The organism is Pseudomonas sp. (assembly GCF_048265905.1).
In the GTDB taxonomy this organism is placed as follows: domain Bacteria; phylum Pseudomonadota; class Gammaproteobacteria; order Pseudomonadales; family Pseudomonadaceae; genus Aquipseudomonas.
This window is the reverse complement of record NZ_JBLXAP010000010.1, coordinates 138,039-161,797: the sequence shown is the minus strand read 5'-3', so window position 1 is coordinate 161,797 and position 23,759 is coordinate 138,039. Positions and strand designations below refer to the sequence as shown.

The window sequence follows — 23,759 nt, the reverse complement described above, 5'->3', positions numbered from 1 at the left end:
TTCGTCGTACACCTTCAGTCATGGGACTCTCCTGAAAAAGAACCTAGAAGGTGTAAACCTTATTCAGGACGGGTCATATTGCCCAATAGAGCCTTGGATTTTTTGCAATTTTTCACTACGCAACATCCTAGAAAATTGCTGGTAGTTGCCGTGATTACGGTCCAGCAGATCAAGCCAAAAGGAGTTTGTAATGAAACTGAATGCTCTATCGACCGCAACGCATGAGGGCCGGTCATCCCCAGTCAAACTATGGAAATTCAGCACCTCGTTTTTGCTTGCCGCATCCATCATAGTATCTGGTCAAAGCTGGGCTGCAGAAACAGCTAAGCCCGCAACGGATGCGACCAAAGCCGCTAACGATGCTTTGCTCAAAGAGCTGCCATTTGACGACAAGACCTCCTTCGACTTAGCGCACAAAGGCTTTATTGCTCCCCTGCCTGCAGAACCGATCAAAGGCGAAAAGGGCAATATGATCTGGGACCCAAGCAAATATGGCTTTATTAAAGAAGGTGAAGCCGCGCCGGACACGACCAACCCAAGCTTGTGGCGCCAATCTCAACTAATCAATATTTCTGGCCTGTTTGAAGTCACCGACGGCATTTACCAAGTCCGCAACTATGACTTGTCGAACATGACCATCGTCGAAGGCAAAGATGGCATCACCATATTCGACCCACTGATTTCACAAGAAACAGCGAAGGCAGCGCTCGACCTGTACTACAAACATCGGCCGAAAAAACCTGTGGTTGCAGTCATCTACACACACAGCCACGTTGACCACTACGGCGGCGTGCGCGGTGTTGTCGATGAGGCAGATGTTAAGGCCGGCAAGGTTAAGATCTACGCACCGTTAGGTTTCCTTGAGCACGCCGTGGCCGAGAACGTTATGGCAGGTACTGCCATGAGCCGCCGGGCCAGCTATATGTACGGTAACCTGCTGCCGCCAGACGCCAAAGGGCAATTAGGCGCTGGTCTGGGTACCACCACATCGGCAGGTACAGTAACGCTGATTCCACCAACCGACATCATCAAAGAAACCGGTGAAACCCACGTAATCGACGGTCTCACTTACGAGTTCATGTATGCGCCTGGCAGTGAAGCCCCGGCGGAGATGCTCTACTACATCAAGGAGAAGAAAGCCCTTAACGCTGCAGAAGACTCCACGCATACGCTGCACAATACCTACTCGCTTCGTGGCGCCAAGATCCGTGACCCACTCGCTTGGTCGAAGTACCTCAACGAAGCACTGAAACTCTGGGGTGATGACGTTCAAGTGATGTATGCCATGCACCACTGGCCGGTGTGGGGCAACAAAGAAGTGCGCGAGCAGTTATCGCTACAACGCGACATGTACCGCTACATCAATGATGAAACCCTTCGCCTAGCGAACAAGGGTTACACCATGACCGAAATCGCGGAGCAGGTGAAACTGCCAAAGAAAATTGCTACAAAATTCTCCAACCGCGGTTACTACGGCTCACTGAATCACAACGTCAAAGCCACTTATGTTCTGTATCTTGGCTGGTTCATTGGCAACCCCGCCACATTGTGGGAGCTGCCACCTGCAGACAAGGCTAAGCGTTACGTTGAAATGATGGGTGGTGCTGACGCTGTGCTGAAAAAAGCCAAGGAGTATTACGACAAAGGTGATTTCCGCTGGGTAGCCGAGGTAGTCAACCATGTGGTCTTTGCTGAACCGAACAATCAAGCGGCAAAAAATATGCAAGCCGACGCGCTGGAACAGCTGGGTTATCAAGCTGAGAGCGGCCCATGGCGCAACTTCTACCTCACAGGTGCGCAGGAACTTCGCAATGGCGTGCAACAACTTCCGACACCCGATACCGCAAGTCCTGACACCGTCAAGGCGATGGACTTGGATTTGTTCTTCGACTTCCTGGCCATGCGTTTGAAAGGGCCTGATGTTGCCGACAAGCACATCACTCTCAACCTTGACTTTACCGATCTCAAACAGAAGTACACGCTCGAGATGGTAAACGGTGTGCTCAACCACACCGAAGGCATGCAAGCTAAGAACGCCGACGCGACCGTCACCTTAACGCGTGAAACCCTTAATAACGTGATGCTAAAACAGACCACGCTAAAAGATGCGGAAAGCTCAGGCGACATCAAAATCGAAGGTGACAAAGGCAAGCTCGAAGAGCTAATGAGCTACATGGATAACTTCGACTTCTGGTTCAACATTGTGACGCCATAACGTCTCAACGGAGGCGATTGGTTTAAGACAGGCCATCGGAGTTATCTGATGGCCTGTTTTTTTGGCCGCGTTAAAAAATTAACTCGATACAACACGCCCGCAGCTCTTGATCGACGACCCTTAACAACCACAGCGTAGCCCAACAGTATTCTTGATAAACTCGCGCTCTGTTCCGTGTTTTGATATTGCAGGTAGCAGCCATTCTGTCGGTATCGATTTACCCATTAACTCCCCGCCAGAACAGCAACCTCAAGTGAGAGAAGTCACCATGTTTACAGGCTCTACCCCAGATCTATCACGTCGCTTCAGCGTGGCGCCCATGTTGGATCGAGCTGATTAAATAAAAATACATATGAATTTCAGCAACTTATAATCACGAATTGTTTTGCTGTAGCAAAATTCAAGCAAGGGCGAATCTGTCCAATCAACTTTTTCTCGCCCATAAAGACAGCGATAAGCAGATTGACACTCAGCTCATATTGCTTCTGCTAAATTCATTAGCTAGGTGATCGATCAACGCCCGGACTGACGGCAGCAAACCTCGTCTTGACGGAAATACAGCATGGACGATTCCTGTAGTTGGAGCCCATTGCGGAAGGAGGTTGATCAGCTTGCCGCTTTGAATATCATCACGCACCACCACCTCTGGCAGATGAACAATCCCGAGGCCTTCAAGTGCTGCCTGACGCAGCAGGGTTAAGTCATCAGTTACCATCCTCGGCCTATGCTTGATTGTGGCAACAGATCCGTCTTTTGCCTCCAATACCCAAGCGTACTCACGCTGTGTTGATCCCCAGTGGAGGCTAGGCAAACCTGCTAAATCTGCTGGAGATGCTGCCCCTGACTTTCCATGAAGCAAGACAGGGCTGCCGACCACTGCTTGACGACTATTGCCCAGAACCCGCATAACCATTTCGCTGCTTTCCAACGGAGGAAAGCGCACACGTAACGCAACATCAATGCCCTCTTGAATCAGATCGACTTGTCGATTCGTACTCTCGATCCGTATTTCCACTAACGGATATCGCGACATAAAACTGACCAACATTGGCCCCACCCAGAAGTTCAACAAGGCAATAGGACAACTTAAAGTGACCAATCCTTGTGGTTCTGAGCGATTACGTTCGATCACCTCTGCAGCTGCTTCAGCTTCTACCATCATTGCAATGCAGTGACGGTAGTATTCCTGACCAATTTCTGTGACAGAAAAGTGCCTAGTTGAACGCTGTATCAAGCGCACACCTAATCGCTCCTCAAGATTGGCGACCCGCCGACTTAGCTTAGACTTTGCAATATCTAACGCTCTCCCAGCTGGTGCGAAACCACCGTGCTCCACCACCTGGGCGAAGTAATACATATCATTGAGGTCTTCCACCAGTGTTCTCCATATAGAACGCTGAAGCTATTTATTAGGCCTACCGGACATTGTGTTGCAGTTTTATCGTGTTTCCAATGCATTTAAGGAGACACAACATGAAAAAAGTCATCGGTATCTACAGCAACCCTGGCCAGCACTGGGTAGGAGATGGATTCCCGGTTCGCTCACTGTTTTCCTATCAAACCCTAGGGCAGCACATCAGTCCTTTTTTGCTGCTTGATTACGCCGGCCCCCATCAATTTAGCCCTGCCACACATCAACGTGGTGTTGGCCAACATCCTCATCGCGGCTTCGAAACAGTGACCATTGTTTATCAAGGCGAGCTGGAGCATCGCGACTCAACCGGCAGTGGCGGACGAATTGGACCGGGTGATGTGCAGTGGATGACAGCCGCCTCGGGAATATTGCATGAGGAGTTCCACTCCGCTGATTTTGCTCGCCAAGGAGGTACGCTGGAGATGGTGCAGCTATGGGTCAACCTTCCTGCAGCCAAAAAACTTGCACCACCTAACTACCAGACATTGCTCAATGCCGATATTCCCACTCTCCCCTTGCCGGAGGGAGCTGGAAATTTGCGACTAATTGCCGGTGAGTATTCTGGCAAGCACGGCCCTGCTCAGACGTTTACGGCGATGGATGTTTGGGATATTCGTCTGAGGCCAGCTATACCGACGAGCTTGCGTTTACATGAAGGCCGAAACAGCGCATTGGTGATTCTCCGAGGAGCCATCCAAGTAAACGGTGAAGACCTTGCACGTGAAGGCGAGCTGGTCTTACTCGAGCGGAGCGGAGATGAAGTGCTACTGGAAGCCAATAGCGATGCGGTGGTGCTGCTTCTGAGTGGCGAGCCTATCGACGAACCGGTAGTCAATTACGGTCCTTTCGTTATGAATACCGAGGTAGAAATTCAACAGGCCATCGAAGACTTGCGTAATGGCCAATTTGGTCAGATTCACGACTAAAGGTCTCACCCAAGCTAGCGAGCGAGCTAGCCTGAATAACACCCATAAAAGGACTTATGGGCTTGCAAGCAAGAGCTTGTGTGGTCGGGATGGCCAACACCCTAGGAAAGAGGATACGAAAATGAGTAGCACCTTTGCACAGGTCGCCAACTTCGATGGAGCGACTCCAAAAATCGACCCCAATGATTCAGCACTGCTCCTGATCGATCATCAAAGCGGTTTGTTCCAAACCGTTAAAGACATGCCCATGACCGAGCTTCGCGCCAATGCCATCACCTTAGCCAAGGTCGCGACGCTGGCCAATATACCAGTGATTACAACAGCTTCAGTTCCGCAAGGTCCAAATGGACCACTCATACCAGAAATTCATGAGGCCGCACCGCAAGCCCAGTATGTAGCCCGCAAAGGCGAAATCAATGCCTGGGATAGCCCAGACTTTGTGGCTGCAGTAGAGCGCACAGGCAAAAAAACACTGATCATCGCAGGCACTATCACCAGCGTATGTATGGCATTTCCAAGCATTAGCGCAGTCGCTGCCGGCTACCGCGTATTCGCAGTAATCGATGCATCTGGTACCTATTCGAAAATGGCACAAGAGATCACCATGGCCCGAGTCGTTCAAGCTGGCGTGGTGCCGATGGACACAGCTTCTGTCTGCTCAGAAATCCAGCAAAGCTGGAATCGGCCGGATGCTGCCCAGTGGGCAGAGGCATACAGCCATATATTTCCGCACTATCAACTGTTGATTGAGAGTTACCAAAAAGCACAACAGGTGGCACAAGACGGTGAGGTCTTGGATTCACAACGCTAGAACGCACTGCAAATATAGTTTGTGAAGTGCCTTAATCAATACTTGGAGAACATCATGACTACTCAATACAAGCGTCTAGACAAGAATAATGCTGCCGTCCTTCTGGTAGATCACCAAGCCGGACTGCTGTCTCTGGTTCGCGATCAGGATCCTGACAAATTCAAGAATAATGTGCTGGCACTGGCAGACCTGGCCAAATACTTCCAGTTGCCGACAATTCTCACTACAAGCTTTGAAACAGGGCCTAATGGCCCATTAGTTCCAGAGCTTAAAGAGCTATTTCCCGATGCCCCCTACATTGCCCGTCCTGGCCAGATAAATGCCTGGGATAACGAAGATTTCGTGAAGGCAGTAAAGGCTACGGGCAAGAAACAACTGATCATTGCCGGTGTGGTGACCGAAGTCTGCGTGGCCTTCCCTGCTCTTTCTGCACTTGAAGAAGGTTTTGACGTTTTTGTAGTGACAGATGCGTCAGGCACTTTCAATGAAATCACCCGTGAGTCGGCCTGGAACCGCATGTCCGTGTCAGGCGCGCAGTTGATGACATGGTTCGGTTTGGCTTGCGAGCTACACCGCGACTGGCGCAACGATATTGAGGGTTTAGGCACCCTGTTCTCTAACCATATCCCAGACTATCGGAATCTGATCACTAGCTACAGCACACTTACCGCAAGCAAGTAAACCTTTGGTGGCGTTGGGGGTTGGGGGTTGGGGGTCGGCAGCAACCTTCAACCCCTCCCTTCATGTATGCCTTTTGAAAAATGTTGGATTCAATACACAACACTTTAAATCAGTATAAATGCACTTATAGTTCATTATTATTCATTGGATGAATAATTTCCGCACATTCAAACTATGTTTCCAGCCCTTGTACGGAGCCTGAAAAAGCGTTTTAGGCTTCGAGCAATATCGATCATCAACTAAAAAAGATGAAAGCAAGGCCCTCAAAACATTTTGCGTGCGACTCAATAAAATGACGACTCAAAGCAGCACCTTAATCCATCAATCTTACAACTATGAGGTTGTCCGCCGTTTCACCTTAGCCACACTGTTCTGGGGAATTATCGGTATGTTCATGGGCGTACTCATTGCCGCCCAACTGGTTTGGCCACAGCTGAGTTTTGGCTTGGAATGGACAACCTTCGGTCGATTACGGCCCATCCACACCAACCTGGTTATTTTTGCATTTGGCGGCAGTGCGTTGTTCGCGACCTCTTTGTATATCGTCCAGCGCACCAGCAAGGTCAGAATCAATTCCGACGGTCTCGCCAACTTTGTCTTTTGGGGTTGGCAAGCCAGCCTCATAGCCCTAGTAATCAGCTACCCGCTTGGTATTACCACCTCCAAAGAGTACGCCGAGATGGAATGGCCGATTGCGCTTTTGGTGGCAGTTATATGGGTCGCTTACGCATATTTGTTCTTCGGCACGATTGCACGCAGAAAGGTAAAGCACATTTATGTTGGCAACTGGTTCTTTGGTGCCTTCATCATCGTTACCGGCATGGTGCATGTGATCAACCATCTGTCTATTCCGGTGAGCTTGTTTAAGTCTTACTCGATTTACTCAGGCGCCACCGATGCAATGATTCAGTGGTGGTATGGGCATAGCGTGGTGGGCTTTATTCTCACCGTCGGCTTTCTCGGCATCATGTATTACTTTGTACCGAAACAAGCTGAACGGCCGATTTACTCCTATCGACTGTCCATCGTGCACTTCTGGGCAATCATCACTTTGTATATCTGGGCGGGTCCGCATCACCTCCACTACACGGCATTACCGGACTGGGCTCAGTCAATTGGTATGGCGATGTCTATTGTGTTGTTGGCGCCAAGCTGGGGCGGCATGATTAACGGCATGATGACGCTTTCTGGCGCGTGGCATAAATTACGCACCGACCCGATATTGCGCTTCTTGGTGGTCGCGTTAGCGTTCTACGGTATGTCGACATTTGAAGGACCGATGATGGCGATTAAAACTGTCAACTCGCTTTCTCATTACACCGACTGGACTATTGGCCATGTGCATGCAGGCGCTCTTGGTTGGGTGGCGATGATATCCATCGGCGCGCTCTATCACATGTTGCCCAAACTCTATGGTCGCGCGCAGATGCACAGCATCAAGTTAATCAATGTGCACTTCTGGATGGCGACTATCGGCACGGTACTTTACCTCGCCGCAATGTGGGTCAACGGCATCACCCAAGGCTTGATGTGGCGAGCCGTAAATAACGATGGCACGCTCACTTACTCGTTTGTTGAGGGACTACAGGCTAGCCATCCAGGTTATCTGGTGCGCTTGGTTGGCGGCGCTATTTTTGCTAGCGGCATGCTGTTAATGGCCTTCAACACATGGTTGACCGTTCGTGCTGGCGAACCACTGGAGAACTTCAACATCGAGCCAGACCAACAACCTGTTGCGGTATAAGGAGCGAATCATGCATCTGTCGATTATCTTTATCGCCACCGCAGCCTCGTTGTGGGGCCTGTATCACAACCTTCGTGCTAGCGATCACAACGACATTACTCAGGCGAGTTTGTTGCCATTCGCTGATGACCCAGAGGCAGCCAACCGCGTGGAACTCGCGACTGGTTTGCACTGCGAGAAGACGTTTACCCCGGGGATAGATCCAAGCCATTCACCTGCGAATTACCTCGACGCATAGCCCCATATTTCCATACCAGGGATGGTACTCCCGGTGCCCTAGGCACTTTCACGGCTCACCAACATATTGGCTGAGCCTTTTTTAAAGTGCTCTTATCTATGAGTCGTACTCAGCAGATTACGGCCTGGCTGCACACCTTTGCGCCAGCCCCTACACACACACGTCCCACGGAATGGTTACGCGCTGCAGTGGGTGCCGGAACCGCAGTGTTATTGAGTGGCTGGCTGTGCAGCGTCATGTTTGATCCACAAACAGCTCGACACTTGGTCGGCCCAATAGGCGCATCGGCGGTGTTGCTGTTTGCTGTCTCATCGGGCGCGCTGGCACAACCTTGGTCAATTATTGGCAGCTATTTGGTCGCCACACTGGTCGCACTGTGCATCACTCACTTGTTTGGCTACACCTTGCTCAGTGCCAGCGTCGCACTCAGCCTGAGCCTAATAGTGATGTGTATGGCCCGCTGCCTACATCCACCCGGCGGAGCACTGACGTTGTGCGTGGTTTTCGCTAACCCCAAGCTCACAGCAATGGGGGCTCAAGCATTGTTACCTGTTGTCGTCAGCGGTGGTACGTTGCTCGCTTGTGCTTTGATCTACAACAACCTCACCCGCGTGCGTTACCCGCGTCATCACGCGGCGACGCCGGCAACCAGTGTTCATCACACCAATGACCTTACGCCACAGTCACGCGTGGGTATTAACAGCGAAGATTTAGATCAAGCACTGGAAGAACTCGGTGAATTTGTCGATGTTACCCGCGATGACCTTGAAGCCATTATCCGCAGCACAGAAAAACATGCTTTACGCCGCAGCATGGGCGACATACGAGCCGCTCAAGTGATGTCTCGCGATGTGATCTGGGCGCAGCCGCAAACAACAGCACAAGAAGGTTTACGCATGCTGCTGTTGTATCACCTAAAAGCGCTGCCGATTCTCGATGAAAAACAACAGCTTATTGGCATCGTTAGTATGGTCGATTTGGTTGAACCTAGCCTGCACAGCACTAAAACGCACCGTTGGGCGGGTTTGCGCAAACGCAATGCAGTTCTGTTAGGCGATATCATGAGCAGCCCGGTGAGCTGCGTGAACAGTCAAGCCCACGCGGTTGAATTGATCCCGTTACTATCTGACCGAGGTCTGCACTGCTTACCGGTGATTGAGCAGGGCAAAATGATCGGCGTGATTACGCAGACCGACCTAATCGCAGCCCTGCACCGTGATTTGCTCAGCCACTTGAACTGAGCTCACCACGTTTCACGCTGCTGTAATCAGATTAACGGCTCCCAGCGCTGCGACCAATCAGTATCACCCGCAATCACCTCACGTAGCGCGCTAAACGCTTGCTGCAATATCTGCGAATCGCGCTCGCGCGAATAGACCAAATAGGTTGGGTAGCTGAATTCAGGCGCCCTTGGCACGCGCGTCAGATAGCCCTTTTCGATGTAACTGGAGACAACGCGCGAACGAAAATAACCCGATCCGCCATTTTCAAGAATATGCTGCAAAGCCAGCGGGCCAAGGTTAATGCTGACTGACGCCTTGGCTTTATCGGGCAAAGCGCTGTCATGCTGGCGACGAAACCCTTCCCCCCAATCGACATAGACATAAGGCTCGGGATTAGCGGCGCGGACCATTACCAGCTTTTCTTCGTACAACTGCTCAACCTGTAATCCAGGCCAGTAGACAGGCTGAAAGACCACCGCCGCATCGAGCACGGCCAACTCCAACTGCCTCAATAGCGTTGTTCCGTCGGCCATTTCAGAGCGGATGGCGTGGTTGGGAATCTGACGACGTAGCGCACTAATCCATTTCAACATCAGCGGGTTACACAAGCTGACCTCCGCCCCAAGGTGCAGCACATGGTGGAATCCATCAGGCAGCGGCAGTTCACGCTGCGCCGCCTCCCAGGTTTCCTGCATTTGCGTAGCAAACAACACAAATGCCTCGCCATCAGTTGTTAACTTGGCACCCGCGCGGTTGCGAATAAATAACTTACAGTTGAGATGAGCTTCAAGCTTTTGAACCCGTGCGGTGATCGCCGTTTGCGTCAAATGCAAGCGTTCCGCCGCCGCAATGAAACTCCCCTGCCGGGCGATTTCTAGAAAAGTTCGGGTGAGGTCGATATCCATTGGCTGGGCTACACAAAGTGTGAGTGTCTAGTGTAACGATACCCGATGATAAAGCTGAGACTAAAATTGACCACTCTACGTATGTTGATTATTGGCCGATATCTGCCGATCGTGACTGAGTCAACTACCGCCCCAGAGTGTGTAAAAACGTAGGCAGCAATCTTGATATGATTTGACCAGTCTTCATCTCAGCAGGAGATGCCAGTGCGGCGATTCATTCAAGGCGAAAGCCGGACTCAAGTTACCTTGCTCCCCGAGAGTTTGGATGATTACGTGACGGACACTAACCCGGTGCGGGTAGTCGATGTCTTCGTAGCTGAACTACTTTCGAACGCGTATTTATTCCTCTCTTACATGCCCGATTCACGCTACTGGAGGAAGAGCGAATAAAAGACCTATTGAGTCGAGATTCTCCGCCATAAATTGATTGCCAAGCACAAAAAAAGGCCCGGTGCCGCAGGGGATTCCCTGCAGCACCGGGCCTCTTATACGATCAATAGCTCTACATCTTAGCCATCCAAACCTCTGCAGCCTTCTCAAACCCCACCCACTTCCTATCCTTATCAAGCCCCCGCTCAGCAACAAGTTTGGCGGCGATGGCTTGGGTATCAACTTCGCCTTTGGCCATGGCGATCAGCAGTTCAGTTGGGAGCGGCTGCAGGTGTTCGTGGAGGTTCATGGTGCTTGTCCTTTATTGATTTGGCTGACACCAGTAACGCTCTGGTGCCGACACATAGCAAGCGAATCAGATGCCATCGAATAGCCCGCCCAGCTCAGCCGGTTTCCAGTTAGTGATCACCAGTTCACCCGTGGTTTCGGCCACGCCTTGGCGTTGGTTTGTGCAGCTATAGCGGATATCTAGGCTTTCCATGTGAAAGCCTTCAAATGCTTTGCGGATATCAGGGTGATCGTTAATGCTGACCATCACTTTGCCTTTACAGCGCCGCATGAAGTCAGCCATCTGCAGGTACTGGTCGTAGGGGAAGTCCACGCCATAGCCTTCGGTTTCCCAGTACGGCGGGTCCATGTAATGGAAGGTATGCGGGCGGTCGTAGCGCTCAGCGCACTCCAGCCACGACAGGTTCTCAACGTAGGTTCCGGCCAAGCGCTGCCAAGCCGCCGATAGGTTTTCCTCTATACGCAGCAAGTTGATCGACGGGCCAGTGGTGGCGGTACCGAATGACTGCCCGCTGACCTTGCCTCCGAACGCATGCTGCTGCAGGTAAAAGAACCGGGCGGCACGCTGGATATCGGTCAGCGTCTCTGGCCGGGTGATTTTCTGCCACTCGAAGATCTGCCGACTCGATAGCGCCCACTTAAATTGACGCACAAACTCCTCCAGGTGGCTCTGCACCACGCGGTACAAACACACTAGGTCGCCATTGAGATCATTCAGCACCTCGGTTTTGGCTGGCTGTGGCCGCAGAAAGAACAGCGCAGCCCCACCAGCGAAAACTTCGACGTAGCATTCATGTGGTGGAAACAGCGGGATCAGTCGGTCTGCCAGACGGCGTTTGCCGCCCAGCCATGGAACGATGGGGTTAGTCATAGATAGCAAACCTTTACTGTATAAATAAACAGGTTCTAGGATCTCCCCCGCTTCGTGCACGGAGTGAGAAGCCTTGGCTTGGCTTGCAGGTATGGCTGCAGGTTAAGTGGCCGGTTCAGGTGCTCGAACACTTGGACCGGTCGCTTCTTTTACGAATGGAAGAGCTTTAGAGGATCAAAAAACACGGGGCAGAAGAGGCAAATTTGCAACATTGCTCGCCTGATATATTCAAAACGTGAGGCAAATAACCAGTTCTATGGATCGATATGGTTTTTTGGCTTTGTTTGTATATATGCTTGGCAGTAATGCTCTGACAGCTTAAGGGTAAAGCGGAGCCTCACCATCTAAAGGAATAGACATAATGGCTGGTTCAAATGGAAATAAAGTCACTACCGACCTCAATGGCGAGCGCCTGGTATACCCACCAGTACTACAACCTGCCCGCCCCAACCCAGTAGCTTCCCGCTCCCGAGTAGCCCCCAGCGTCCAGACACCACCAACCCCAGCCCCTCGTGAAACACATACTCCTGCCCAGAGCAGCGGCGAGGAACCTGGGTTCTATATCGTGCCTAAGAGCGTCACAGCCAAACAGCTTTACGATGACTTGTTTGACAACATGCCTCCCGCTGCAATGGCCAAATTCAGCGCCTTGAATCCAGGGCTTGGTGGGATGATTAAAGCTGCAAGCATTGTCGTACTGAGCGATCCAAAAAATACCTCCTGCACTTACTCTGAAGCGCAGTTAATGCAGGTCGCAGAGACGGTGAATAAAGCGCTTGAGCCGTTATCTCCTACCGATGCAGATTTCATGTACCGCCATCGCCATGAAATAGCAAGCTTCTCTGGAGAAACATCAACTTGGTTAGGCGTTAGCGCATCAGTAATGCAATCACATCTAGACAGAATGACATCAACATTGAAAGCGATGGAAACGCTTCATCAGGAGACCTACCGTAAAACCGGAGGCCTCAAGTCAGCTGAGTTTTTCGCTGAGCGGAAGAGATTAATTAGTCAACTCGATAGCCATTTACTCAATTCGACCAAAGTGCGTGCACAAACGACCCTAGGGGATCACCCAAAATTGAAATCGGCACTAGGCATCTCAAGCCGAAGCCTAGTTCATCAGTGGGACAAGGCAGGTGCGCCAGGACAAATCCCTGGCTATGCAACCCATATCGAACCCATCGCACGCTATGCGAGGTTCATGAAGTATGGCGGCTACCTTGCTATTGGGGCCGGAGCCATCTCTTCCACACTAGCGGTGAAAGAGGTTTGCAGTGGGGTAGAAAGCTCAGAGTGCAAAAAAGTTAAGGTTGTTGAGGGAAGCAAGTTCGCGGGTTCGGTAATTGTAGCCGGAGCAGCGGGTGGTATTGCTTCTGCCGGGGCAGCTACAGCTTGTGCGGCCTTGAGTTTCACGGGTGTTGGCGGGGTAGTATGCGCCGCAGTTCTTATAGGAGCAGGCAGTTTTATAGGCACAGGAGTCGGCTCGGGAGCTGGCGAATACTTAGGTGAACATATATATGAAATGGCTCCAGAATGACTGCACTTGATTCTGCCTCCCCTATTTTGGAGCTGATTCTGATCGGAGGGTTTGTGCCACTGGGCATAGTTTCTTTTGTTTATAGCCAAATCCTTGCAAGTAGGCACCTAGATCAAATGATCCATGCATTACAATCAAGTCAACAAATTAAGACTTGGGCACTGCATAGCAAAGGGGGAGCTAGCCGCTATCTATTGCTATGTATGATCGGCGGCACATTACTTAGTGCTAAGTACCTCAGCCAAAAGGGATACCTAGATAAATCAGAAGCCGACAAATTCGACCCTAGCCTTAAACGCAAGCTCTATACATTATTGATAATGGTTGCAGGGACTTTCGCTTGGGCTGCAATTATTTGCGTCATCAATAGCCAGTAATAGGGGGACAGACCACGTTTGAATCGAAATTTAGCAAAACCGTGGTCTGTCCCCCTATTACTCCGAAATTCTTGAAGCAGACAACAAGGTCAAAGAGAGCGCCCGTCAAGCGACTATCTTAGGCGCTGGTGCCGCAGGAGGGTTTCTGGCCGGACTAGGCGTTTCTGTTATTTGTGGCCCCGCAGCTCCTGCATGCGCCATAGCCGTCATACTGATCGGAAGCGCTGCGGGAGGTGTAGCTGGCGGAGTGATCGCCGATACTTTCGATGATGAACTGGAGGAGCTTTCGCATTGGGACATATTCTGACTCCGCAAGAGAAAGCGAGTATCCAGATAGCACTGGCTGAAACTTTTGTAGATAGCGTCGTCGACTACGCTCATATCGCAGAACGCATTCGCGGCTATGACTTAAAAATCGTGGAAGAAATTCTGTATTCAGAAGTCGCTCCTGTATGCTTCAGCAACCTTGAAACACCAGTCCCTCCTATATGGACTGGCTTCAATGACGACTGGCTATTAAATGAAATAGAAAACGAACTCAAGGCCCGAGAATCTAGTTTGATACGCCGAGCCTTTGACAAGCTAAAAGTTGCATGGCTTCGCTATAGCTATGGCTATATATGGAAAGAAATCATGAAAAATTATGACTCCAAAAAATAAGCATTGGTAGAAGTCATAAGGAGGCTACATGGGCCTTACCAAACAGAATAAAGCGCTTGAACCGTTATTGCCTACCGCCACGCGGCTAAGATCGCCAGCTTGACCGGCCCTAGCGACCTAACCTCTACTGCTGGCGAGCACTAAAATGAGGGGATTCCCCATACAACCAATTCTCGAGGTTTATACCGTCATCAACTGCACTCCGTTCCTGATAAACTAGCCCCATCGCCTCGCCGAACCAGATGTCCCAATGCCCCTACAAATAGCTCCAGCACAACCTCTATCCCGCCGCTTCAGCGTTGCGCCGATGATGGATTGGACGGATCGTCATTGCCGATTCTTTCTGCGTCAGCTTTCACGCAATGCCCTGCTGTACACCGAGATGGTGACAACCGGGGCGCTGTTGCATGGTGATACGCAGCGTTTTTTGCGCCATGACGTGGCTGAATATCCGCTTGCGCTGCAACTGGGTGGCAGTTCGCCTGCTGATTTAGCCGCGTGCGCCAAGCTGGCTGAGGCGGCGGGCTATGACGAGGTGAACCTCAATGTCGGCTGCCCGAGTGATCGCGTGCAGAACAATATGATTGGCGCATGCCTTATGGCTCATCCGCAGTTGGTGGCTGATTGCGTCAAAGCGATGATTGATGCAGTTGATATCCCGGTCACGGTCAAACACCGCATCGGTATTGATGGTCGCGACAGCTATGCGGAGTTGTGTGACTTCGTTGGCACGGTTCGCGATGCTGGCTGCAAGAGTTTCACCGTGCACGCGCGCATTGCGATTCTTTCGGGCCTGTCGCCGAAGGAGAACCGCGAAGTGCCGCCTTTGCGTTATGACGTAGCGGCGCAGTTGAAGAAGGACTTTCCTGATCTTGAGTTGATCCTCAATGGCGGCATCAAGACGCTCGAGGACTGCACAACCCATCTCGAAAGTTTCGACGGCGTGATGCTTGGTCGCGAGGCGTACCACAACCCGTACCTGCTAGCCCAAGTTGATCAGGCCCTGTTTGGCTGCGATAAACCGATGATTAGTCGCTATGAAGCCATGTTGAGCATGCGTGATTATATTGCCCGGCATTTACAGGAAGAGCGCGCGGCCATGCACCACGTCACGCGTCACATGCTGGGTCTGGCTCAAGGTTTCAAGGGCGCAAGGCGGTTTCGCCAATTGCTCTCGGTGGATATTCACAAGGCCAGTGACCCGATGGAGCTGTTCGATCAGGCCGCTCAATTGCTCGAAGGACATTGAGCCCGGATTCGCCCTCGGGTAATGTCATGGGATCCGCAACGACAAGGTTTCGTCATGACTAGCAAGCTGGATCAACTTAAGCAGTTCACTACCGTTGTCGCTGATACTGGCGATTTAGATGCTATTGCCCGCATAAAACCGGTCGATGCCACCACCAATCCTTCGCTGCTGCTTAAGGCTGCGGCTATGCCGCGCTACGCTGAGTTGCTGAAAAACTCAGTTGAGGGCTGTAATGGCGACTTGAACCTTGCCTGTGACCGTTTTGGGGTCGCCGTTGGCCAAGAGATTCTGAAAATCATTCCGGGGCGTATTTCGACCGAAGTTGATGCACGCCTATCTTTTGATACCGATGCAACGCTGCGCCGCGCTGAGCGCCTTGTAGAGTTGTACGAGCAAGCAGGGATTGGTCGCGAGCGCATCCTGATCAAGATCGCATCCACGTGGGAAGGCATTCAGGCCGCCGAGCAGCTTGAGAAAGCAGGCGTGCAAACCAACCTGACCCTCCTCTTCTCTTTTGCTCAAGCCCAGGCGTGCGCGGATGCGGGTGTATTCTTGATCTCGCCATTCGTGGGGCGTATTTACGATTGGTATAAAAAAGCCGAAGGCTGCGATTTTGTTGGCATGGCGGATCCCGGCGTGCAATCGGTCACACGCATCTACAACTACTACAAAGCCAATGGCTACAACACTGTGGTCATGGGCGCCAGCTTCCGGAATCTTGGCCAGATCGAGCAGTTGGCAGGCTGCGATCGCTTAACCATCAGCCCAGAGTTGCTGCAGCAGTTGGCAGACGACCAAGGCAATCTTGAGCGCAAGCTGAGCCCTGGCGCGGCGAGCGAAGCCAAGCAAACGCTGAATGAAGCACAGTTCCGCTGGGCAATGAACGAAGATCCAATGGCCACTGAAAAGCTGGCCGAAGGTATTCGTCAGTTTGCCAAAGACCAGCAGAAACTGGAGCAGCTACTGAGCAACTAGCCGAGACCACTCCGTAGGGTGCGACAACGCGAAGCTTGTCCACCAAGCATCTGGACGTGACGGCCAATGGTGGAAGGATGAAGCGTCTTCCGCCCTACGTATGAAACAACTGAATAAAAAACGGGGCAATGAATTAATCAATGCCCCGTTTTTTTGTATGCGAGTTCGGCTAGCTGTGTTCTAGCGCGTTGACCAGATCATGGAAGGCTTCGCGGTTGGAGTCGTTCAAGCCCATAAGAATCCGGTGGGCTTCAAGCACTTTGGCTTTTACCACCTCTTCGGTCTGGTCTTGCGAAGGTAGATCATCCAAGGCTTCAGGACAGGGAATCGGGCGGTCGACAATATTAAACACCTGATCAAAACCCATCGACTGTAAAAGCCGGGTGATATCTGGGTGAGTCGTGACCACAGTCGGCAGCAAACCGATTTTTTGCCGCGACAAAATAGACAGCTTCGCCAGCAAACCCAAGGTGGTGCTGTCGATGCTGCGCGTCTCGGTGAGGTCAATAACGATCGCGGAGAAATTCATTGAAGTGAAGATTTTCTCGATCGTGTAGTCGAGCGCTGAACACAGGGTCAAGCGTACTTCACCTATGAACTTAAGGACGAATGTTCCGTCCTGCTCTGCAAATTGGATGCGGCCAGGGCCTATCCCAGGGTTCATGCAAGATTCCTGCTTAACACAAGCAATGCAATATCATCCGGCATCTCCGCCAAGTTGGCCAGTCCTAACACGTCCCGCAGACCTTCAAGCGTGCCGCCCGCCTCTGTAACCAACTGCGGAAGCACCGTTTCTTTGTCTTTCAGGGTGTCGCCTGGCAACAAGTCGAGAATACCGTCGGACAACAACGTCAGACTAAAGCTTTTCGGCAGTTGCATAGTTTGATCACTGTACTCCGCCTCTTCGAACAAACCAACAGGCAGACCGCGACCTTCGATGTAATTGGCCTTACCTTCGCTAAACATCACTGGCAGCGGCAGGTGCCCGCCAATGCTGTAAATCAAGGTATCGGTTTCTTCATCAATGACCCCGCCAAGCATGGTCACATGCTTGCCCAGCTTGCAGTTGATCAAGCCACGGTTGATATGCCCAAGCACCTCGGATGGCTTGAACTCAGGCAGGCGCCCGGCCCGTTTCGATTCATAGAGCAGGCGCGTGGTCATAAACTTGAGCAGCACGGTGACGAAAGCCGATGAGGCGCCATGCCCGGAAACATCCGCCAGATAAAAGGCAATTCGTCGGTCATCTACGCGAAAGTAATCAACAAAGTCACCTGACAAGTACAGCGAAGGGATTATCTGATGCGCGAAATGCACACCATTTATCTCCCACGGTGTTTCAGGCAGCATATTCATCTGCACTTGGCGACCGGCATTCTGGTCTTCTTGCAACAGGTGCAAACTGGCTTCAAGCTGCTCGGCGTAATGCTTGTTTTCCAGACGCAGCCTAACGCGATCAAGCGCGCGGTTGATCGAATGCTCAAGCACTGCGAGGTCTTCAAGGGGCTTAATCAGGTAATCAGCAGCGCCGAGGCGTAAAGCCTCGACCACGTCGGTCATCACGCCAGCACCGGAAACCACAATAATTGGCGTCTCGGAACCCAGAGCGTTAATGCGGCGAATCAGCTCCAAACCGTCAACTTGGGGCATGCGCAGATCGCAAATCACCAAGTCTGGGTTTTTCTGCTCAAAAACTTCCAAGCCCTGCAATCCATTTGAAGCTTGCAAGACGATAAAGCCGCTATCTTCCAGATAAGCCGCAAGACTGGCGCGGACTACTTGGTCGTCATCAATGATCAGCAGTGTGGCACTGGTTTTCTGCATGGGGTATCCAGGCAAACTGCGTCGCGGTTGGTTTGACGTATACGTCAGGCCAAGACCGGCAGGCGCGCACTCGGTTCGGATTAAGGCGCAGACGGTACTCCCATCCGCACCTCGATTCAAGCACCCCTGACTGGCAAGAAGCTTCTTTACACCCTAAACATAGGGGAGCTATAAACTCTGAGAACAAGTCCCAATGACAAGAGGATAGTCCGCATGAGCCAAAGCAATCACGAATACAGTGAAAAACGCGAATACATTCGTATGCAGGTGGAAACCCCAGCCACGCTGCACCATGCTGGCCAGGCTATCCCAGCGCTCTGCCGCGACCTCTCTGCCACGGGAATGCAGCTGGAAGCCGCTTGCAGTTTGCAGGTCGGCGACAAGGTCAGAATCAGTATCGAATCCGAGCATCCACAACTAAAAGGCCTGACGGCTGAGGCCGAAGTTGTCCGCGTCAACAGTGGCGACAGCGACAAACAAATCATCGGCGTGAACGTACTATCGATGCGTTGATGAACCTTTAAAATATTTTCAAAACGTAAAAATGCAAAAGGCGCCCTGCAAGGCGCCTTTTTATTGAGCCGATTCTATCGGCCATCAGGCGTTAAAAGTCGTCTTCAACCACACCGTCTTTGATTTTGAACTCGCGATTCTGCAAATAAGCATTACGTACAAAAATATAGCGATCGCCAACAATCAAACGTTCAGCCGGGAACAGGCTAGCCCGCGTATCGACCAAGTTAACGCCATACACCACGTTACGCGTAGGCACGTGGTCGATGAACAACCCGGTTGCCAGCAAGCCATCAGGCACGCGAGCTACAGCGTCGCGCACAGTACTCGGGCCAAATAGTGGCAGCACCAGATAAGGTCCGCTGCCAATGCCCCAGACCGCCAAGGTTTGGCCGACATCTTCGTCGTTACGCTGCAAGCCCATGCGCGTGGCTACATCAACAAAGCCAAGCAAACCGAGCGTGGTATTGAAGATAAAACGACTGGTATCGATCCCCGCGTCGTAAACCTTGCCTTGCAACAGGTTGTTGGCCAAGTTGCCAACTTCGCCGATGTTGTTGAAAAAGTTATGCACACCATCTTCTAAAAACTGCGGCGTAACCGCCTGATAGCCTTTTGCTAATGGCTTCAGGGTGTAGGTATCAACGGTGTCATTGATGTTGAACATGACCCGGTTATAACCAATCCACGGGTCATCCTCTTCCGAGGCTTGCACTGCACCTGAAAGCAGTGCAACGCTTGCGCAGGCAGCCCATACACTCAGGCGCTCCAACCAGCTATTTCTGGTGTCTCGCATTAATCAATCTCCTTGAAAATTAAGCGCCGGTGTCGGAGCCTGCCTTATAAAGTCGCGCAGTATAATGCTTATCACCCACCCGTTGCAGCATAGTGACCTTTCCAGATGGCTGAAAACAAGCAAGTACTTCACACTGCATTGATCCCGGTTCGCTGGGGCGATATGGACAGTTACGGCCACGTCAATAACACTCTCTATTTACAATACCTCGAAGAAGCTCGGGTCGCCTGGTTCGAATGTGCCGGGATCAGCCTCAACAGCAGCGCAATTGCTCCTGTGGTATTGCAGACGCTACACACCTACCTGAAACCGGTCACCCACCCTGCCACAGTCAAGGTCGAGCTATTTTTAGGCGCCATCGGCCGTAGCAGCTTGGTGCTTGAGCATCGCCTATCCACCGTTGAATCCCCTGATACAACCTACGGCGAAGGTCATTGCAAGTTGGTCTGGGTTGATCACGCAAGCACTGAATCAGTGCCGCTTCCCGAGCATCTGCGTCGTCAACTCACCCCACCATATTGAGCGTCGACGCGGTGACTTAATTCTGTCACATGCCATTCATCCACCCGTCACCTTGACTGTTTAGTATCTGGACTAGACCATTTCAAGGATGACGGAATGAACGCGCCAGCCACTTCTCCTCAATTCACAGCGGTATTATTTGGACTAAGTGGTTGCTTGGTCGATTTTGGTGCCCGTGCACAGCCCTCCAGTCTCAGCTCAGGCATGGCCGCAGAAGCTAAATTGGCCAGTCATTCCGAATTAGCACCCGGCGCGCATGAACTGCTCAATGACCTGCACCAGCACAAAGTCCCCTGCGCTTGGCTTGATGAATTACCCGAGCAAGCCTGCACGCAACTGAGCAGCAAACTGCCCGAGTGGATCAAAGCCAGCAATCGCCCTGCCCGCTCCTGGCCGGCACCCGATGCCTGCTGGCAAGCATTGATGGAGCTGAATGTCAGCCAACTCGACGGTTGTGTGCTGGTGAGTAGCGAACCGCGCTTGCTCCAGGCGGGCCTTAATGCGGGCTTATGGACCATTGGCTTGGCGGCCTGCGGGCAACTTTGTGGCAAAACCCTGAGCGACTGGCAAGCGCTTGAAGCCGCAGAGCGTGAGCGTTTGCGCGCCCAGGCAACACTGGCGCTTTATCGGCTCGGCGTGCATGCCGTGACCGATCAACTAACAGAGCTGGGCCCTTGCTTGAGTGATCTCAACCTGCGTCGACTCAAGGGAGAAAGGCCATGACCCTGAGCCTGACGCAATTTACTAAGCAGCTCAGCGCCCTGTTCGGCAATCGTGGCAACCTGCCTTATGGCGAAGACATTAGCCAGACCCAGCATGCGCTGCAGTGTGCAACTTTCGCCGAGCGTTCAGGCTGTCGTAATAGCTTGGTTGTCGCCGCGTTACTGCATGATATCGGCCACTTACTCGATGACCCTGAACGTGGTTTGAGCGAAGACATGCGCCATGAAGAACGCGGAGCCGAGTTACTGCGTACGCTGTTTGCCGACTCAGTCTGGCAACCCATTCGCCTGCATGTCGCCGCCAAGCGCTATTTATGCGCGGTGGACCCGCTGTACCACGCAGGCTTGTCAGACGCGTCGCGCCATAGCTTGCAACTGCAAGGCGGGCCTTTTAATGACCGTGAAATAGAGGCGTTTCTACGCGCGCCCTACGCGCAAGATGCACTCACCCTGCGGCGCTTGGATGATTTGGGCAAAGACCCACAAATGAAAACCCCAAGCCTTGAATATTTTTACCCCCATATTGAAAAAGCCTTACTCGCAGCCAACTGAAGCCACAACTGTCCTGCGTTGGCTGTTAGCCCCTGGCTAAATTGTGTCAAAGCTTGATCCTAAACAAGCAAAGCACCTGCAGGTGGATTATCCTGATGATATAGGCAAGGATCTTTCGCAGCCGCCAAAGGTCTATTGTTTTATGGAGCCTCTGAAAAAGGTAGCGAGCGACGGTAGGACAAGGCAAAAAACTGCGAAAAAGCGGAGTTTACGTGTTGTAAATGAGCATTTTGAGCAGTTTTTTAACGCAGTAATATCGAGCGCAGTAGTTTTTCAGAGGTTCCTTATCTATTTGAAAAGGGAGCGCCATATGCCTGCTAGCCGTTTGCAGCAGCAACTCGATGAACTGCGTGAGCAGCTGTCCCAAGACTCACCTCTAAGCGAGGATGAGCGCGCGGAACTCTACGTTCTGTCTCAAGAGATCGAACTGCAACTGGCGCGCGAAGCTGCAGCCGCGCCGGATGCGACCCTTGTTGACGGTGTCAACCTGGCAGTTGAGCGTTTTGAAGTCAGCCACCCAACATTGGCCGGCACCCTGCGTAATATTGTGCAGAGCTTGGCCAATATGGGGATCTAATAGATCCCTGTGGGGTGTGACAACACGAAGCTTGTCCACCACAACCCGGCAAATTATCCGAATATTTGCAGCGTTAATGGTGGGTAAAAAGGCGTCATGCTAGCGAAGTGCCTCGCTAGCCCCAAAAAGCCCAGCATTTGCTGGGCTTTTTGCTTACTGACGAACCAGCCGCCGATTCTCTGGATTAATCGGCCCGGTGCTGCGATACGGATTGATATCCAAGCCGCCACGGCGCACATAACGTGCGTATACCGTTAATGAGCCCGGCTTGAGCAAACGCTGGATATCGAGAAAGATCCGCTCGACACACTGTTCATGGAAGTCGGCGTGCTGGCGGAAACTCACCAAATACGCCAGTAAACTGCCTTGATCCAACGCCGGGCCATGATATTCGATGACCACCGTCCCCCAATCCGGCTGTCCAGTTACCGGGCAATTGGACTTGAGCAAATGACTGTACAGGGTTTCACTGACCACGCGCTGCGTATCGCAACGCAGCAACTCCGGTTGTGGCTGCTCATAATTGCTGATGCTGATTTCGGCATCATCAATACACAAACCCGGCAGTGACGCGACGCCATCGGCGGCCACATCTTCAAGGCTGCGCACCTTGACTAAAACCGGCTTGCCAGCAGCCGCAGACAAGTCCTTGCTCATCACCTCAACCAGCTCAGCAGTGCTGGCAAAGACGCTCTGATTCAGCGAGTTGAGGTACAGCTTGAATGACTTCGACTCGATGATGTTCGGCGAGTCGGCAGGGATTGCAAACTCAGCAATGGCCACCACCGGCTTACCCGAAGGCAGTAGCCAGGACAGCTCGAAACAGTTCCAGAAATCCACACCCTGATAAGGCAAGGTTTCGGCGCTCAGGCCCAGCTCGGCCCACTTAGGTGCGCGCGGGATTGGAAACAGCAACGACGGCGTGTAAGTGGCGATGTATTCGCTGGACTTACCCAGCGGCGAATCTTCAGCAGCAGGATGCATATTGATTACCTGTGAAACATGCAGCGGTTAAGACAGTTCGGCAACAACGTCAATTAACGCCTGCGCGGGATTGGCTGCCTGGCTGATTGGGCGACCGATTACCAGATAGTCTGAACCAGCCGCCATTGCCTGGCTTGGCGTCAGGATACGGCGCTGGTCATCCTGAGCGCTGCCCGCTGGACGAATCCCTGGAGTGACCAGTTGCAACTGGGCAAAACGCTGCTTGAGGATTTGCGCTTCTTGTGCCGAACACACCAGACCATCCATACCTGCCTGTTGCGCCAGACCGGCAAGACGCAGCACCTGTTCCTGCGGCGCAACATCAAGACCGATGCCCGCCAGATCCTGCTGCTCCATGCTGGTCAGCACGGTCACACCAATCAGCAATGGCTTGGCCCCGCTCAGGCTGTCGAGGGTTTCGCGGCAAGCACTCATCATGCGCAAGCCGCCAGAGCAATGCACGTTGACCATCCACACACCCATTTCAGCGGCCGCCTTGACAGCCATGGCCGTGGTGTTGGGAATGTCGTGGAATTTAAGGTCGAGGAAAACTTCAAAACCTTTATTGCCCAGCACAGAAACGATTTCAGGGCCGCAGCGCGTGAACAGCTCCTTGCCGACCTTGACCCGGCACAGCTTAGGATCGAGCTGATCAGCCAAGGCTAGCGCGGCATCACGGGTCGGGAAATCCAAAGCAACGATGATTGGAGTCTGGCAATCGGACATGGTCGGGCTCTCGTGGTCAATTTCGCCGCGCATTGT

Annotated in this window: 27 protein-coding genes and 2 pseudogenes; 20 read left to right on the top strand and 9 right to left on the bottom strand. The window is 52.2% G+C overall.

The features are described 5' to 3' along the window. A partial coding sequence (locus ACN0UH_RS14730) for a hypothetical protein (protein ID WP_417662756.1) occupies positions 1-225 on the top strand: 225 nt, incomplete at its 5' end. Beyond that, a complete protein-coding gene (locus ACN0UH_RS14725) occupies positions 191-2,215 on the top strand; it encodes an alkyl/aryl-sulfatase (RefSeq protein WP_417662755.1) in 2,025 nt (674 codons plus the stop codon). The genes ACN0UH_RS14730 and ACN0UH_RS14725, both read left to right, overlap by 35 nt. 469 nt (positions 2,216-2,684) lie before the next feature. On the opposite strand, the gene ACN0UH_RS14720 is transcribed toward ACN0UH_RS14725, so the two are convergent. Beyond that, the gene (locus ACN0UH_RS14720) at positions 2,685-3,593 is read right to left on the bottom strand and encodes a LysR substrate-binding domain-containing protein (protein WP_417662762.1); all 909 of its coding nucleotides are present in this window, start codon (positions 3,591-3,593) and stop codon (positions 2,685-2,687) included. 95 nt (positions 3,594-3,688) lie between these two features. Between ACN0UH_RS14720 and ACN0UH_RS14715 the strand changes: the two genes are divergently transcribed. The 6 genes from ACN0UH_RS14715 to ACN0UH_RS14690 all read left to right on the top strand — a co-directional run bounded on the left by ACN0UH_RS14715 (position 3,689) and on the right by ACN0UH_RS14690 (position 9,270). After that, positions 3,689-4,555: a pirin family protein gene (locus ACN0UH_RS14715; protein ID WP_417662754.1), complete on the top strand. Its 867-nt coding sequence runs from the start codon at positions 3,689-3,691 to the stop codon at positions 4,553-4,555. A gap of 121 nt (positions 4,556-4,676) precedes the next feature. Further along, positions 4,677-5,366, top strand: coding sequence for a hydrolase (locus ACN0UH_RS14710; protein ID WP_417662753.1), 690 nt, complete (start codon positions 4,677-4,679; stop codon positions 5,364-5,366). 54 nt (positions 5,367-5,420) lie between these two features. Beyond that, complete coding sequence (gene ycaC / locus ACN0UH_RS14705; RefSeq protein WP_417662752.1) at positions 5,421-6,047, top strand: isochorismate family cysteine hydrolase YcaC; 627 nt, start codon at positions 5,421-5,423, stop codon at positions 6,045-6,047. A 292-nt stretch (positions 6,048-6,339) separates the two neighbouring features. Continuing rightward, on the top strand, positions 6,340-7,791 hold the full coding sequence (gene ccoN / locus ACN0UH_RS14700) for a cytochrome-c oxidase, cbb3-type subunit I (RefSeq protein ID WP_417662751.1): 1,452 nt from the start codon (positions 6,340-6,342) through the stop codon (positions 7,789-7,791). A 10-nt stretch (positions 7,792-7,801) separates the two neighbouring features. Continuing rightward, positions 7,802-8,029 carry a hypothetical protein gene (locus ACN0UH_RS14695; RefSeq protein ID WP_417662750.1) on the top strand — a complete coding sequence of 76 codons (228 nt, stop codon included), beginning with the start codon at positions 7,802-7,804 and terminating at the stop codon, positions 8,027-8,029. Positions 8,030-8,127: 98 nt separating this feature from the next. Continuing rightward, positions 8,128-9,270, top strand: coding sequence for an HPP family protein (locus tag ACN0UH_RS14690; RefSeq protein ID WP_417662749.1), 1,143 nt, complete (start codon positions 8,128-8,130; stop codon positions 9,268-9,270). A 26-nt stretch (positions 9,271-9,296) separates the two neighbouring features. Here the strand turns inward: ACN0UH_RS14690 and ACN0UH_RS14685 are convergent, their stop codons facing one another. Continuing rightward, on the bottom strand, positions 9,297-10,157 hold the full coding sequence (locus ACN0UH_RS14685) for a LysR family transcriptional regulator (protein WP_417662748.1): 861 nt from the start codon (positions 10,155-10,157) through the stop codon (positions 9,297-9,299). Positions 10,158-10,361: 204 nt separating this feature from the next. Here ACN0UH_RS14685 and ACN0UH_RS14680 point away from each other — a divergent pair. Continuing rightward, positions 10,362-10,481, top strand: a pseudogene (locus ACN0UH_RS14680) (hypothetical protein); the annotation flags it as partial. A 178-nt stretch (positions 10,482-10,659) separates the two neighbouring features. On the opposite strand, the gene ACN0UH_RS14675 reads toward ACN0UH_RS14680, so the two are convergent. Together ACN0UH_RS14675 and ACN0UH_RS14670 are read right to left on the bottom strand one after the other, a co-directional pair. After that, complete coding sequence (locus ACN0UH_RS14675) at positions 10,660-10,836, bottom strand: hypothetical protein (protein ID WP_417662747.1); 177 nt, start codon at positions 10,834-10,836, stop codon at positions 10,660-10,662. Positions 10,837-10,902: 66 nt separating this feature from the next. Further along, positions 10,903-11,706 (bottom strand): DNA adenine methylase, encoded by an 804-nt coding sequence (locus tag ACN0UH_RS14670; protein ID WP_417662746.1) that lies wholly within the window; start codon positions 11,704-11,706, stop codon positions 10,903-10,905. A gap of 565 nt (positions 11,707-12,271) precedes the next feature. On the opposite strand from ACN0UH_RS14670, the gene ACN0UH_RS14665 reads away from it, so the two are divergent. The 6 genes and pseudogenes from ACN0UH_RS14665 (at position 12,272) to tal (ending at position 16,507) form a co-directional block, all read left to right on the top strand. Continuing rightward, positions 12,272-13,246 (top strand): hypothetical protein, encoded by a 975-nt coding sequence (locus tag ACN0UH_RS14665; protein ID WP_417662745.1) that lies wholly within the window; start codon positions 12,272-12,274, stop codon positions 13,244-13,246. Beyond that, entirely contained in the window at positions 13,243-13,623 is a 381-nt protein-coding gene (locus tag ACN0UH_RS14660; protein ID WP_417662744.1) for a hypothetical protein, read from the top strand. Before ACN0UH_RS14665 ends, ACN0UH_RS14660 begins: the two co-directional genes overlap by 4 nt. A 64-nt stretch (positions 13,624-13,687) precedes the next feature. Further along, positions 13,688-13,930 (top strand): annotated as a pseudogene (locus ACN0UH_RS14655) (hypothetical protein); the annotation flags it as partial. Continuing rightward, complete coding sequence (locus tag ACN0UH_RS14650) at positions 13,915-14,283, top strand: hypothetical protein (protein ID WP_417662743.1); 369 nt, start codon at positions 13,915-13,917, stop codon at positions 14,281-14,283. The pseudogene ACN0UH_RS14655 and the gene ACN0UH_RS14650, both read left to right, overlap by 16 nt. A gap of 250 nt (positions 14,284-14,533) precedes the next feature. After that, the gene (gene dusA, locus ACN0UH_RS14645) at positions 14,534-15,532 is read left to right on the top strand and encodes a tRNA dihydrouridine(20/20a) synthase DusA (RefSeq protein ID WP_417662742.1); all 999 of its coding nucleotides are present in this window, start codon (positions 14,534-14,536) and stop codon (positions 15,530-15,532) included. 54 nt (positions 15,533-15,586) lie between these two features. Beyond that, the gene (gene tal, locus ACN0UH_RS14640) at positions 15,587-16,507 is read left to right on the top strand and encodes a transaldolase (RefSeq protein ID WP_417662741.1); all 921 of its coding nucleotides are present in this window, start codon (positions 15,587-15,589) and stop codon (positions 16,505-16,507) included. 169 nt (positions 16,508-16,676) lie between these two features. On the opposite strand, the gene rssC is transcribed toward tal, so the two are convergent. Together rssC and rssB are read right to left on the bottom strand one after the other, a co-directional pair. Next, a complete protein-coding gene (rssC, locus tag ACN0UH_RS14635) occupies positions 16,677-17,159 on the bottom strand; it encodes an anti-sigma factor antagonist RssC (protein ID WP_087519107.1) in 483 nt (160 codons plus the stop codon). Positions 17,160-17,167: 8 nt separating this feature from the next. Next, positions 17,168-18,331, bottom strand: a complete 1,164-nt coding sequence (gene rssB, locus ACN0UH_RS14630; RefSeq protein ID WP_417662740.1) for a two-component system response regulator RssB — start codon at positions 18,329-18,331, stop codon at positions 17,168-17,170. A gap of 213 nt (positions 18,332-18,544) precedes the next feature. Between rssB and ACN0UH_RS14625 the strand changes: the two genes are divergently transcribed. Further along, positions 18,545-18,844 carry a PilZ domain-containing protein gene (locus ACN0UH_RS14625; RefSeq protein ID WP_417662739.1) on the top strand — a complete coding sequence of 100 codons (300 nt, stop codon included), beginning with the start codon at positions 18,545-18,547 and terminating at the stop codon, positions 18,842-18,844. A 91-nt stretch (positions 18,845-18,935) separates the two neighbouring features. Here the strand turns inward: ACN0UH_RS14625 and ACN0UH_RS14620 are convergent, their stop codons facing one another. Then, on the bottom strand, positions 18,936-19,640 hold the full coding sequence (locus ACN0UH_RS14620; protein WP_417662738.1) for a VacJ family lipoprotein: 705 nt from the start codon (positions 19,638-19,640) through the stop codon (positions 18,936-18,938). A 105-nt stretch (positions 19,641-19,745) separates the two neighbouring features. On the opposite strand from ACN0UH_RS14620, the gene ACN0UH_RS14615 reads away from it, so the two are divergent. The 4 genes from ACN0UH_RS14615 (at position 19,746) to ACN0UH_RS14600 (ending at position 22,013) form a co-directional block, all read left to right on the top strand. Then, the gene (locus ACN0UH_RS14615; RefSeq protein ID WP_417662737.1) at positions 19,746-20,162 is read left to right on the top strand and encodes an acyl-CoA thioesterase; all 417 of its coding nucleotides are present in this window, start codon (positions 19,746-19,748) and stop codon (positions 20,160-20,162) included. 96 nt (positions 20,163-20,258) lie between these two features. Continuing rightward, positions 20,259-20,885 (top strand): HAD family phosphatase, encoded by a 627-nt coding sequence (locus ACN0UH_RS14610; RefSeq protein WP_417662736.1) that lies wholly within the window; start codon positions 20,259-20,261, stop codon positions 20,883-20,885. Then, positions 20,882-21,436, top strand: coding sequence for a phosphonate degradation HD-domain oxygenase (locus tag ACN0UH_RS14605; protein ID WP_417662735.1), 555 nt, complete (start codon positions 20,882-20,884; stop codon positions 21,434-21,436). Before ACN0UH_RS14610 ends, ACN0UH_RS14605 begins: the two co-directional genes overlap by 4 nt. A 310-nt stretch (positions 21,437-21,746) precedes the next feature. After that, positions 21,747-22,013, top strand: a complete 267-nt coding sequence (locus tag ACN0UH_RS14600; RefSeq protein ID WP_417662734.1) for a DUF4404 family protein — start codon at positions 21,747-21,749, stop codon at positions 22,011-22,013. Between the two features lie 153 nt (positions 22,014-22,166). Here ACN0UH_RS14600 and queF read toward each other — a convergent pair whose 3' ends face one another. Together queF and pyrF are read right to left on the bottom strand one after the other, a co-directional pair. Then, a complete protein-coding gene (gene queF / locus ACN0UH_RS14595) occupies positions 22,167-22,997 on the bottom strand; it encodes an NADPH-dependent 7-cyano-7-deazaguanine reductase QueF (RefSeq protein WP_417662733.1) in 831 nt (276 codons plus the stop codon). 27 nt (positions 22,998-23,024) lie between these two features. Further along, positions 23,025-23,723, bottom strand: coding sequence for an orotidine-5'-phosphate decarboxylase (gene pyrF / locus ACN0UH_RS14590; protein WP_417662732.1), 699 nt, complete (start codon positions 23,721-23,723; stop codon positions 23,025-23,027). Positions 23,724-23,759 lie beyond the last annotated feature (36 nt).